This is a genomic window from Microcoleus sp. S28C3, from assembly GCF_036700785.1.
Taxonomy (GTDB): Bacteria; Cyanobacteriota; Cyanobacteriia; order Cyanobacteriales; family Microcoleaceae; genus Microcoleus; species Microcoleus asticus.
In genome coordinates this window covers 22,495-34,652 of the sequence record NZ_JAUBPO010000083.1, presented here as the reverse complement: position 1 = coordinate 34,652, position 12,158 = coordinate 22,495, and the positions used below count along the sequence as shown (strand labels likewise).

Here is a 12,158-nt window from a genome sequence, read left to right as displayed (position 1 = left end):
TTTTTATGTATGACTGTACTTTAAGCCTTGGATAGCTTTCCTCGCCACTCACCCCAAAAAACTGTCCGGACTGTTGCGATAAGCGACCAGAATTATACAAAGTTTCTCAGATGATTATTCAAACCGGCAACCAAAAATATCGATTAGGAGTGAAGCAGGGACTAAGTGAATCAGAAATCGAGTGGTTAGCGACAGAACTAAGCCAGTGGTTGGGATTGAAAATTCAAAGAACTTTGACAGACGGTAAAAAGAAAATATCGATGTGAAAATATCTCCCTCGCCCCAACAAAGCATTCCCCTCTCAAACTGCGGGATGCGTCCCGCCCCTCCGGTGTATTTTCTACAGCAGGTGGGACACCCCACAAGCCTCATCCTCAAATTGTCTAACCCCGATCGCACTCCCCCGCTTTCTCTCAATCTCATGCAACCGTCGGCCCCGATCGCCCGTAAAATGCTATCAAAGGGATTTGGCAAGTAGCACTCATCCCAATCATCTGTTAACTTGGAGATATTGTTGTGGACTTATCGCTAATTCCGGCACAGCCGAAACCAGGACTGCTCAACGTCCTCATCGAAATTACCGCCGGTAGCAAAAACAAGTACGAATTTGATAAAGACTTGCAAGCCTTTGCTCTCGATCGGGTGCTTTATTCCTCAGTCCAATATCCGTGCGACTACGGCTTCATACCCAATACCTTAGCCGATGATGGCGACCCCCTCGACGGCATGGTAATGATGGATGAGCCCACATTTCCAGGGTGCATCATTGCAGCCCGTCCGATCGGAATGCTGGAAATGATCGACGGAGGCGACAGGGACGAAAAACTGCTTTGCGTTCCCGACAAAGACCCCCGTTACGCTCACTATAAGTCCCTCAAAGACGTAGCCCCCCACCGCTTGGACGAAATAGCCGAATTTTTTAGAACCTATAAAAATTTGGAGAAAAAAGTCACAGAAATTCTGGGTTGGCAAGATGTAGATCTAGTAATGCCGTTAGTGGAAAAGTGCATCGCAGCCGATCGCAAATAAGCCCCTAGCCCGCACTCCTCGACTGCAACCCGACTAAAAACTCAGGGGGCCGAACTTAAGGCGATCGCTGCACGTCTAGGGATGCAGTCGAGGAACGGGTGGCTAGAATGTCAAATCAGTCGTGAATGCCGAGTCACCGGAACGGCATTCCTCAAAACCGCGGCCCGACTTCAATCTTGAAAAAAATACTACTCCTAGAGTAAGATCGAGCGAAAATTCTACCCATAGAGAATGCGTTCTACATTTGAGGAAATTTTACCCGAACAATCTTGTTCGGCGCTATCTTAATCTCAGAACACAGAACACGCCGGGCAGCCCGCACGGTGGAAAAAATAATCTCTCAAGCGTGACATCTCCTACACCAACCGGTACGGTTTAGGTTTCTAACAGCCCAAGTGTTCGGCACCCGGATGGTTTCCCCATAAAGCGCTTTATAGTACAGATTGCTAAAAACTAAACACTAAAAACTAAGATTTTAACTCCCAAGTTCCTGCCCCCAAAGCTAAAAAAGATGCCAGATTCCCCACCCTCTCTACCCAATCCACAGCCTTCTGATGGCAAAGCCACTATGGAAAATAGTCCTTTGACTGAGTTTGTCGTTCAGTTTTGGGGCGTGCGGGGCAGCATCGCCACCCCCGGCACCAAAACAATTCGCTACGGAGGCAACACCTCTTGCGTAGAAATGCGCTTGGGCAAAAAACGCCTGATTTTTGACGGCGGCACCGGTCTGCGAGTTCTAGGTCTCAACCTCCTGCGGCAAATGCCGGTGGAAGCCCATATGTTTTTCAGCCACACTCACTGGGATCACATTCAAGGGTTTCCGTTCTTTACTCCCGCCTTTATCCCGGGGAACTGCTTTCACATTTACGGTGCGATCGCCCCCAACGGCACTACAATCAAACACCGTCTTGCCGACCAAATGCTGCACCCCAATTTTCCCGTCCCCATCCAAGTAATGCAGTCAGACCTCAAATTCAACGATTTGACCCCTGGGGATATTCTCGAACTCGACGATGTGAAAATAGAAACGGCACTGCTGAACCATCCCAACACCGCGATCGGATATCGAGTCACCTGGGAGGGACACACAGCCGTCTACTGCACCGATACAGAACATTTTCCCGATCGGCTTGACGACAATGTGGTACACCTAGCTCGCGACGCCGACGTGCTGATTTACGACGCTAACTACACCAACGAAGAGTATTACGACTTCAATACCCCAAAAGTCGGCTGGGGACACTCGACTTGGCAAGCAGGAGTAGAAATAGCGAAAGCTGCTGGAGTCAAAAAAATCGTGATGTTTCACCACGATCCGGGTCACGACGACAATTTTCTCGATCGCGTCGAAGCAGACGTGCAGGCGGCGTTCGCCAATGGCTGCTTGGCCCGCGAAGGCATGAGCATACCAGTGATTTAGGCAACAAATCAATGCAGGCTCAAAAAAACCGCCGACCCAAGGCAAAAATTAGCAGCGAGAAGGCAGAACATGAACCACAAAAACCCCCCCAAGAAGCGTCGCTCTCGTGGCTTGCGGGGGCTTTACTCAACTTTGCTGGTGTTGATAATTTTCTGCTGTACTGGCGGCGGATGGGTAGCAGCCCAGACAGCCGGCTCCAACACTCCGGCGCGACTTGCTCAAGTCTCTGCAATTGAGGATAATGGCACTGTCGATCGCATCCCCGAACGCTACCAACTCGGACAGCAACTGTACCTAGAAAACTGCGCCACCTGTCACATCGCTTTACCGCCACAAGTCTTACCTACAGAAACTTGGCGCAGATTGCTGCAAGATTCCCAACACTACGGGCAAACCATCAAACTGCTAGTAGACCCGCCCCGTCTGCTAGTCTGGAACTACCTGCAAACTTTTTCCCGTTCCCAAGCCAAAGACGAAGAGCTCGCCTATCGAGTCGCTAACTCTCGCTATTTCAAAGCTCTGCACCCCAAAGTCAAACTGCCACAACCCGCAAATATCAGCAGTTGCGTTACTTGTCACCCCGGCGCGTCTCAATACAATTTCCGCAAGCTTACCGCCGAGTGGCAAAACTCTCCGTAGCGGAGATTAAGTTCGTAATTATATCCGAGTGCGAAGGAGACGAGCGCACTAACCAGAAAACGGCGATCGCATTCTCAACTAGAGAGTTATCCAAAGTGTGGGTGCGATCAGTTCAATTCAGGCTTACTGGGCATCGCACCTTACAAATAACCTCTGGCTTTACACTCATCAATAACTCTGACGGCTAACGGTGAAGTTGTGCGACTGCCGATAACGTCTGTTGCAAAACCGACCAAACTTGCTAGTCGGTTCCAACCGAGTGCTTAGCAGCAGCTTGAGTGGCATAGAAGTAAAAAATCTGTGCCTTTAACTACTTTTTGACAAATTGTTATGATATCTTAACTTTACCGGAGGCTAGTTCAGACAATTTAAGAAGCTTGGTTATCAAGTAACCTGATTTATGATTGACACTAAAAAACTTCAACTGAAATGGGAAAGTTATTGGTTTAAAACCTTTGGGAGATGGCGATCGTGTTCATTGACCTGCCCAGTAGACAGACCTCATCCTCGGCATATTTTTTGGAGTTGGATTGGCAGCTTTTTGGCAATTACTGCAACGTCCTATCTTGCTGTAAAAACTAATTCTCCTTTACTAATGGCTCCGTTTGGCGCTACAAGCGTTCTGATTTTTGGTGTCCCTGACAGCCCTTTGGCTCAACCCCGGAATGTCATTGGGGGCAATTTCTTAGCTGCTCTCACCAGTTTAATGATTCTGCAATTTCTCGGTTCTTCTCCCTGGGCGATGGGAATGGCTGTTTCTAGTGCGATCGGAATTATGCAGATTACCAGAACTCTACATCCGCCTTCGGGAGCAGTTGCCTTAGTCGTCATGATGACCAAACCAGACTGGAAATTTTTGCTAACACCTGCTTTTGAGGGATCAATAATCTTGGTCTTGTGCGCCGTCATTTTTAATAATTTAGCGGCAGACAGGACGTATCCCAAGCACTGGTTATAGCATTGTCTCTAATTCTCTCATCCTTCTCTCGGGAGCACTACCCAAAATCGGGATGCTCCCTCGATTCCTTCTTCCTTTTTTCTTGCATCCGTTACATCCCGATTCAGTGCGTTGCCGAACTTCCTTCTGCTAAATCAATCAAAAAAAACGGACGGATCGGGGGAAGGTCGAGATCCCTTTTGAAAGCGTTCCCAGGACTCCTTTAACTGAGCCGGCGCCGGATATTCGCGATCGTAAACCACCAGGACATTCGTCAAATTCCGTCCCGGCGGCAATATCCCTTCGTCACAATTTAGCAGCCCGTCGAAAAAATGTCGCTGTGTGTTTAGGCGGGGATAATCCATTTTACTGATTTTAAATGAGTAAAAATACTGATGTTTAAGATGTGTCATCTATCTTAAGATATAAATCATGAAGTGATCCGAGCATCATTAGGGAAGTACCACGGGAGCATTACCCATACCAGGTATCGCTGATGGACAAGAACGATGAGAATTGCCCCATCCGCTACAGGTAGTTTCCACCAAAGCACAATTTTTTATACCCATAAGAAAAGATGAATCAATTGAAGCAGTCGGTAAAGCAGTTTTGGTCGATCGCCAACCCCTACTTCTTTTCCACAGAAAAATGGGGAGCTAGGGGGTTGTTCGCCCTCGTAATGTTATTAATGCTAGGTTTCAATGCTGTGGGCATAGTCCAGAGCTATATTATGCGGGACTTGATGAATGCAATCACGGGAAAGAATGTTTCAGACTTCTATAAGATGTGGCTGATGCTATTGGGTCTGTTTGCCATATTCACGCCCATTATGGTTTTCTTCTTCTATTCGCAAAATGTACTGCAACTCCACTGGCGAAAGTGGCTAACGAATCACCTACTGAAGAAATATTTTAGCAATCAAGGTTTCTACAAAATTAAGTTCAATGATAAGGTTGATAATCCCGATCAGCGTTTAGCTGAAGACGTTAATTTGTTTGTCAAGCAAAATATTGATATTTGGGGATTATTATTCAACCAAGTTGTCACAATAATTTCTTTTCTCGGCGTTCTCTTTACAATTGACAAGGCACTGACTTTAGTTGTATTGATACTGGCTGCTTTTAGAACTGTTTTCACTATCTTTATAGGTAAGAGGTTAAGTAGGTTAAAGTTCAATCAGTTACAACGAGAAGCAAATTTTCGCTATAGTTTGGTTCATCTTCGAGACAATAGTGAATCCATTGCATTTTACCGAGGTGAAGAGCGTGAATTTAGTGCAGTATCACAGCGATTTAATGAAGTCTTGAATAATTTTAATAACCTGATTGTCTTGCAGCGTAACCTTGGTTTCTTTACCCAAGGAACCGGGATGATATTTACAAATTTACCTATAGTTTTTTTAGCTCCTCGATACTTTGCGGGTCAGATAGATTTTGGGCAGGTAACGCAAGCTTCTGGAGCGTTTGTGTCTATTTTAAGTGCCCTGGGCTTTATTGCCGAGAATTTTGATATGCTAACTAACTTTACCACTCAGATTAATCGTTTAGGAACATTTGATCGGGTTCTGTCCGAGCAAATGGCAGCACCTCGAGCCGGCATGGCAACGATTGATGTTGTGGAACAGCACTATCTAGCCCTCCAACGGGTTACCTTAGAGACGCCTAACTATGAGCGAATCTTAGTTAGAGATTTATCTTTCAAGGTGGGGCAGGGTGAAAGCGTCTTGATTGTTGGACCTTCAGGCGCTGGCAAGAGTTCGTTAATGCGAGCGATCGCAGGATTGTGGAATGCGGGTACGGGTTGCATTGTCCGTCCTAAACCGGAGGAAACGCTGTTTTTGCCCCAACGGCCTTATATGCTGCTAGGGGACTTACGCAGCCAATTGCTATATCCCAACACCAGCGGTCAAGTTACTGATGAACAACTGCAGGAAGTACTCGAACAAGTCAATCTTTCCCATTTGCCAGAACGGGTAGGTGGATTTGATGTGGAATTGGAATGGGCTGATGTTTTGTCATTAGGAGAACAACAACGGTTAGCATTTGCACGCCTACTGCTGACTAAACCTCGCTACGCTATTTTGGATGAATCAACGAGTGCATTGGATGTGGCTAACGAGAGACGGCTCTATCAGTTGCTCAAAGGAACAGGAACTGCCTTTATCAGTGTCGGTCACCGTCCGACTTTGGTACAGTATCACGAGCAGGTCTTAAGGCTAGTTGATAATACCAATTGGCATCTGATATCGGCTAAAGATTACAGACCCGCTCTCGCCGAGTTTGCTTGAGAAATGCAATTGCCGAACTGCAAGTAATGGTCTTTACCGTATCCGCCTCAAAATTCCAGGCGTGCGATCAGGTAGAACAGGAGTAACTGGGACAATCGTAAACGGCAAACTCGTCAAAAAACACTGTATCTTATAGCGGGAAGGGAGTAAGACTCGGATGCTCCCCGTAAAACGTCCTGATCCTCAAAATCTCTAAGAATGGCTAAAGCCCATAACCTGACGTAGCCTCCGCACTTCCACGTCCTAGGCCGGGAAAATGGTAAATTTCCCTCGATTTTTTGTTGCTTGACCAGTTTCTGAAAAGAGCTTTTACTGACGGAAAATATCGCTGCTGTTTTTCTGATCGACAGCTTCTGATCTTGATGGGCTGCTACTATTTTTGGAAAACAAATCTACTGAATATGCTTTCATTGGTGTATTTTTTTAATCTATTCTTATTGTACTCATAACACCCGGAAGTGCTGTAAAATCTGCCCCTGATGAGCCAAACCCACCGAAGCGCCCCCGTCCAAATTCATCGCTTCAAAACAGCCGATAGCCTGCATAACCTTAGCTTCTGCTTCCAAAGACAAACTATCAAGAAAAGTCACCAAAAATAACTTATCTCTGGAAGCTGGAAAGCCGATCGCCGTTCTCGAACCCACGCCCAAAACATGAGCATCTTTAAAACCTTCCGATAAAGGAGACAGCCCAACTTTCCCCCCTTTAACTAATCTCGGCCCGCAAGTCAGAGAAAACCAATGTTGACTCCAATCCGGCTTACCTTCGATTCTAGCCGTGACCATTTCCAATTGATTTCCGGCTTTAATTCCCAAAGTCGTGCCGTAATTTTCCCATCGGCTGTACTTCAGAAACTTACCCGCCGCCACCATATTTCCCAGCACAGATTTCTGCTCATCTTTACTAAAAAAAGTCCCGTTAGCAACAACAGCAGCCCCGTAACGCCCCACCATATTTTCAAAAGGTTCATCGCCCCGCGTTACTTTAGAAGTATTTGCAAAATCTGCATTATTAGCTAACCCAATTGTGATATAAATTTCCGGGTCGGCGAGGTCAATAGTTGTGAGATAAAAACTGGTGCCAGCTACATTTTTGCTGCTGAGTTGTACAGGTTTTGCTTGCTTAACAGAACGTCTGATAGTTTGAAATTGAGACGGCTGCGCTGCGGGAGAATTTTCTGGCGATTTTACAATAGGATTACTCGGCAGAGGTTGATTGGTTTTTCCAGATTTTATAATGGGATTGTTAGCGAGAGGTTGAAGAGTTTGATTGGATTGTATTTTTGATAAAAAAGCGAGTGACTTTTGCCACAGTTGACCCGCGAGAGTCAAGAAGGTATCTCGGTTTTGGGCGATCGCCAAATAGTCAGCCACAACCCGCGCCAAAGCTAGGCCCGTTAAAAATAAAAAAGTTCGCCGCAGCATCGGGCGGCAACCTTCAGACTGTTTGCGTTTAGACATAAAAAAATCTCAGCTAGCATAGCGAACAGTTTTCTATGGCTGTGACTACAAAAGGCGATCGCGCGAATTCTGAAACTACCAGTAGCAGGGTGCGCCGAGGCGCACCTTACCACTAATTCAAAACTCAAAACAATTTCCCTAGCCCGTATTCCGCATCCCCGCAGCAATTCCATTAATCGTCAGCAGAGCTCCCCGCAACAATTCACCCTTGCTGTAACGCGAGTGAATCACCCCCGGAACCCCGCCACTACCGTGCTGCCGCAAGCGTTTCAGCAACGAAACCTGCAACAAACCCAAAGGCACAATCGTCGCATTTCGCAACTGCACAGAACGCTGCAGCGATGGATCTCCGTCCAACAAACGCTGGTGTCCCGTAATAGTTAAAACCAAACCCCGAATCAAATGAAATTCGGCAGCAATTTGCTCAAATAAAGTCTGAAAACGCTCCTTGTCAGCCGGCAAAGCTAACTCCTGCACGTAGTGTTCTGCAATCTGCAAATCTACCTTAGATAAAGTCATCTCCACCTTAGAAATTACCATTCTAAAAAACGGCCATTTCAAGTAGAAATACTGCAAAAGTTTCAAATGTTCTTCCGGTTCCTCCAGCAAAAACTCTTGCAAAGCCGTGCCGACACCGTACCAAGAAGGCAGCAAAAAGCGGCTTTGAGTCCAGCTAAACACCCAGGGAATTGCTCGCAAACCGCTAATGTCTTTTTTGCCACCGCGACGCGCGGGGCGAGAACTAATCTGCAACTGGCTGATTTCTTGAATTGGGGTAACTTGGTGGAAGAAATCAACTAAATCCGGCTGTTCGTAGATTAAATGGCGGTAGTGCGATCGCGACCTCACCGACAACTCCTCCATAATCTCATTCCAAGGGTCGATGCCATCAAAACCAGTGTGCAGCAAACTAGCTTGAATTACCGCCGCCGCCACAGTTTCCAAATTGTAAAGCGCCAACTCCGGCAAAGAATATTTAGAAGCCAAAACCTCGCCTTGTTCGGTAATCTTAATTCGCCCGCTAATACTCTTTCCAGGCTGAGCCAAAATTGCCTTGTAAGCAGGCCCGCCGCCGCGCCCTACAGAACCGCCTCGGCCGTGAAAAATCCGCAACTCTACATTGTATTTTTCCGCAACCATTTGCAAAGCCTTTTGAGCTTTGTGGATTTCCCAATTGCTACTGAGGAAACCAGAATCTTTATTGCTGTCCGAATAGCCCAGCATCACCTCTTGCAATTTGAGAGTTTCGATTGGACATTGGATATTTTCTTCGCTTTTTTCCACTAGTTCCTGTGCGTATCCTCCTGTTAGCAAAGCTCGATAAAGTGGCAGATCGAAGATTTGCTGCATTACTTCCGGCGCTTTTTTTAAGTCTTCCACCGTTTCAAACAGGGGAACTACTTGAATGCTGCTAATTCCTGTAGCCGGATCGTAAAGTCCTGATTCTTTTGCTAACAACAAAACCGCCAGCAAATCGCTGACATCGTGGCTCATGCTGATGACATAAGTTTGGCAAATTTCCGGGCCAAACTCCTGCTGCATTTGCCGCAATATTCGGAATGTATTGACCGTCTCGCAAGTTTTGGGAGAAAAGGGCAATTCTGCAGGAATTAAAGGGCGGCGAGTTTGCAGTTCTGTTGCGAGCCAAATAATTCGATCGCATTCCGACATTTCATTGTAAGACTTGGGCAAAATTTGCAAGTATTCAGCAATTTCGCTCAAAGCGTCGGAGTGTACTGTTGACTCTTGGCGGATATCTAGGTAAGCCAAATTAAACCCGTAAATTTCTACTTGGCAGAGCAGATTTTCCAAGTCCCGGCAGCTCAAACCTGTTTCCACTAAATTGTGCTCGATGAGCTGCAACTCAATCAAAAACTCAGCGCCCGATCGATAAAGGCCGGTCATTCCGGGATTTTCCGACAAAGCTTCGCGTTCCCGCTGCAACTCGTCTCCTTTGTAGAGTCGCCAATTACGATCGCGCGTATTTTCCAGCCGCTGCAGCACGTAGGCCAGCTTCAACCGATAAGGTTCTTGGCGGTAGCGGATCGCCCACTGCTCGTAAACCTCGGGAAATTCCGATCTGTCGCGATCGAGAGATTCGAGCAATTCCGGCAGCACGTCGCTCCAGTGCAGCGACAAACTCAACAGTTCATTGAGGCGTTTCACGGCGTTGATGTACTTACACAGCACCAAATGGCGCTGATAACAAGCTGTTTGCCAAGTAACTTTCGGAGTCACAGAAGGGTTGCCGTCCCTGTCCGATCCCACCCAAGAACCGAACTTGCAAAAATTGTAACTCGGCGGCTTCAGATAAGGATAAGAAGCGTGGAGCGCTTGCTTTAAGCGGTGGTAGAGTTCGGGAATCGCATCAAACAGCACTTCATCGAAGTAGTGGAGAGTGTATTCCACCTCGTCAAGCACAGTCGGCTTGAATTGGTGCAGTTCGTCAGTGCGCCACCAGAGGCGAATTTCTTCCATCAGTTGCTCTTGGAGAGCGGCCGCTTCCCAGGAAGACACCGGGTAGGGGCTTTGAGAGCCGCCCCCGAACACCTGAAATTTCTCGTCAACTTGGTCTAGCTGTTGGAGAATCTTCGCCATCCGCCGTTGCTTGGTGCGGATCGTGTGGCGGACAATTTCCGTCGGGTGAGCGGTGAATACCAAGCGGATGTCCAACTGATCGATCAAGCGCTGGATTTGTTGGCTAGGCACGTTCAAGCGCTGCAGCATCGGGAACAGTTGGTGAAAAGTTCCGGCGTCTCGGGGGATCGTCTCGCTGCTGTCTGCATTGCTCAGAGCCGTTTGGGCGGGGCCTGGGCCTTCCCTGTGGCGCGGGCGATCGGGCGCATCCGTTGCTTGTCCGGGCAGTTTAGAAAACATCCGGCCACCAGCATCGTTGCTGCTAGCGTAAGCTAGCTGTTGGTCTCGCTGTTCGTAGTGCTGTTCGACAATGTTGATCAACTGGAAATACAGTGCAAAAGCCCGAGCGGCGCGGATGGCGGCGTTGAGGTCGAGCTTTTCGATTAGCTGTGCGACATTCGACTCGCGAAAGTTAGTGGCCTGTCCCTCGGCGGAATTGACCGATCGCATTTGTTGGAGCAAATCCACCAATTCCTGCCCGCACTCCTGTCGCAGCACCGATTCCCACAAGTCCTCTACTACTTTGAGGCGATTGCGCAGAAACAGGTCTGATTTTGAGTAAGCGGGAGAATGGGAAATAGATGTTGCATCAATAGCCTGTTCTGAAGACTGGAGGACTGAAGTCATCGGGCTGTTCCTCAATAGCTGCGGGTGTCAAGAAAATTGTATGGTTTAGTTTCGCCTAAAACACTTTTGTTTGCAGTCAAATTTGAGACAACTTATTGCAACGTAGAAAGTAGAAGGCACTTATGTACAAGGTATAAAGAAATACCGATTTTAACTGCACGGATTTTACCGATTGTCAAGCTTTAAGATTGGTTAACCTGCAATTTGAGATTTTCGGCGCGAGAGGTTCGGCGAGCACTGAGTCGAACAATTTTAGATTTACTCCAAAGATGAATCTGGGAGCTTGAACAAGAGTCTAAAATTTTGAACTTTCCACCAGAGGAGCCGGGGGCTGGCATAATTTTTTGGGCGGGGTGAAAAAAATTAGCTTCTAGTTGCAAGCATCCTTCCTTAGGCCTTCTAGTCCTGTGATTGAGGAAAGTTGAGCACGGGGAGGCGCGAACCCCGAAAAACTTCTTCGCTTTCAACGCCGATCGACGCAACAAACTCAGCAGCAGCTTTAGCCACCACCAAGCCGCCCAGCATGGGTAAAGCGACCAAGCTCAATAAAATGTCTGAGGGAACTGGCAACTTTGGACTGTTAGGTGTTTGAGTTTTGAGCAAGTCTTGGTTTTCCGACGGCATAAATTCCTCCTGTGTCAATCCCTAATCCTCAGTTTACAGGGCAAATAATCATCTTGACTGCTGACGAATGACTAATGACTTCTGATATCAAATCCGGTGGCATCCGAATGATATCCTGCAAGCGATCGTCCCCGCGCAGCCAAGTCTATAAATATCTTCTCGCCAGAGCTTAAGCTCGCACTCACAAAAAACGCTTTGTATAAAATCGGGATACTCTCCGAATATCGAGCGTGCGACTGTCTCCGCGCAGCTAAGCGAAACCACAGCACTACAATCCGAAAATGATTATTCCGATACAAACGGAAACGGTATCAGGAATAACGAATAACTTCTTGCTAGGCTTAATTTGGGTCTATCTGTGCCAAAATGTCGAGGTAGTATTATCAAAACACTATTCCCCAACGGATCGAAGCCGAGGGGATACAAGGCAAGACAGTAAGCCCAGCAAGGCTTAAACCTGACAAAACGGTTAGGCTCGGCAAATAAAATAATTGTCTG

General features: G+C 47.2%; 11 protein-coding genes. 7 read left to right on the top strand and 4 right to left on the bottom strand.

Annotated elements, in window-relative coordinates:
- Positions 1-110: 110 nt before the first annotated feature.
- The 6 genes from QUA13_RS22735 (at position 111) to QUA13_RS22710 (ending at position 4,046) form a co-directional block, all read left to right on the top strand.
- The gene (locus QUA13_RS22735) at positions 111-266 is read left to right on the top strand and encodes a hypothetical protein (RefSeq protein WP_333202127.1); all 156 of its coding nucleotides are present in this window, start codon (positions 111-113) and stop codon (positions 264-266) included.
- Entirely contained in the window at positions 263-478 is a 216-nt protein-coding gene (locus QUA13_RS22730) for a hypothetical protein (RefSeq protein ID WP_333202126.1), read from the top strand. The genes QUA13_RS22735 and QUA13_RS22730 overlap by 4 nt, the downstream gene beginning before the upstream one ends.
- A gap of 38 nt (positions 479-516) precedes the next feature.
- Positions 517-1,029 (top strand): inorganic diphosphatase, encoded by a 513-nt coding sequence (locus tag QUA13_RS22725; RefSeq protein ID WP_172186793.1) that lies wholly within the window; start codon positions 517-519, stop codon positions 1,027-1,029.
- Between the two features lie 511 nt (positions 1,030-1,540).
- Positions 1,541-2,449 carry an MBL fold metallo-hydrolase gene (locus QUA13_RS22720; RefSeq protein WP_333186429.1) on the top strand — a complete coding sequence of 303 codons (909 nt, stop codon included), beginning with the start codon at positions 1,541-1,543 and terminating at the stop codon, positions 2,447-2,449.
- 69 nt (positions 2,450-2,518) lie between these two features.
- Entirely contained in the window at positions 2,519-3,088 is a 570-nt protein-coding gene (locus QUA13_RS22715) for a diheme cytochrome C (RefSeq protein ID WP_333202123.1), read from the top strand.
- Between the two features lie 400 nt (positions 3,089-3,488).
- Positions 3,489-4,046: an HPP family protein gene (locus QUA13_RS22710; protein WP_333202121.1), complete on the top strand. Its 558-nt coding sequence runs from the start codon at positions 3,489-3,491 to the stop codon at positions 4,044-4,046.
- A 134-nt stretch (positions 4,047-4,180) separates the two neighbouring features.
- On the opposite strand, the gene QUA13_RS22705 is transcribed toward QUA13_RS22710, so the two are convergent.
- Positions 4,181-4,390, bottom strand: a complete 210-nt coding sequence (locus QUA13_RS22705; RefSeq protein ID WP_333202119.1) for a hypothetical protein — start codon at positions 4,388-4,390, stop codon at positions 4,181-4,183.
- Positions 4,391-4,602: 212 nt separating this feature from the next.
- On the opposite strand from QUA13_RS22705, the gene QUA13_RS22700 reads away from it, so the two are divergent.
- The gene (locus tag QUA13_RS22700) at positions 4,603-6,312 is read left to right on the top strand and encodes an ABC transporter ATP-binding protein/permease (protein WP_333202117.1); all 1,710 of its coding nucleotides are present in this window, start codon (positions 4,603-4,605) and stop codon (positions 6,310-6,312) included.
- A 443-nt stretch (positions 6,313-6,755) separates the two neighbouring features.
- Here the strand turns inward: QUA13_RS22700 and QUA13_RS22695 are convergent, their stop codons facing one another.
- From QUA13_RS22695 to QUA13_RS22685, 3 genes are all read right to left on the bottom strand, one after another.
- On the bottom strand, positions 6,756-7,772 hold the full coding sequence (locus QUA13_RS22695; RefSeq protein ID WP_333202115.1) for a phosphodiester glycosidase family protein: 1,017 nt from the start codon (positions 7,770-7,772) through the stop codon (positions 6,756-6,758).
- Positions 7,773-7,910: 138 nt separating this feature from the next.
- A complete protein-coding gene (gene ppc, locus QUA13_RS22690) occupies positions 7,911-11,036 on the bottom strand; it encodes a phosphoenolpyruvate carboxylase (protein ID WP_333202113.1) in 3,126 nt (1,041 codons plus the stop codon).
- A gap of 399 nt (positions 11,037-11,435) precedes the next feature.
- On the bottom strand, positions 11,436-11,660 hold the full coding sequence (locus QUA13_RS22685; protein ID WP_333053485.1) for a hypothetical protein: 225 nt from the start codon (positions 11,658-11,660) through the stop codon (positions 11,436-11,438).
- Positions 11,661-12,158: the final 498 nt, after the last annotated feature.

What these genes read in the sequence shown, in the direction of transcription:
- QUA13_RS22705 (WP_333202119.1), bottom strand. Translation starts at nt 4,390, where the DNA reads ATGGATTATCCCCGCCTAAACACACAGCGACATTTTTTCGACGGGCTG.
- QUA13_RS22695 (WP_333202115.1), bottom strand. Translation starts at nt 7,772, where the DNA reads ATGTCTAAACGCAAACAGTCTGAAGGTTGCCGCCCGATGCTGCGGCGA.
- QUA13_RS22720 (WP_333186429.1), top strand. Translation starts at nt 1,541, where the DNA reads ATGCCAGATTCCCCACCCTCTCTACCCAATCCACAGCCTTCTGATGGC.
- ppc (WP_333202113.1), bottom strand. Translation starts at nt 11,036, where the DNA reads ATGACTTCAGTCCTCCAGTCTTCAGAACAGGCTATTGATGCAACATCT.
- QUA13_RS22735 (WP_333202127.1), top strand. Translation starts at nt 111, where the DNA reads ATGATTATTCAAACCGGCAACCAAAAATATCGATTAGGAGTGAAGCAG.
- QUA13_RS22715 (WP_333202123.1), top strand. Translation starts at nt 2,519, where the DNA reads ATGAACCACAAAAACCCCCCCAAGAAGCGTCGCTCTCGTGGCTTGCGG.
- QUA13_RS22685 (WP_333053485.1), bottom strand. Translation starts at nt 11,660, where the DNA reads ATGCCGTCGGAAAACCAAGACTTGCTCAAAACTCAAACACCTAACAGT.
- QUA13_RS22700 (WP_333202117.1), top strand. Translation starts at nt 4,603, where the DNA reads ATGAATCAATTGAAGCAGTCGGTAAAGCAGTTTTGGTCGATCGCCAAC.
- QUA13_RS22710 (WP_333202121.1), top strand. Translation starts at nt 3,489, where the DNA reads ATGATTGACACTAAAAAACTTCAACTGAAATGGGAAAGTTATTGGTTT.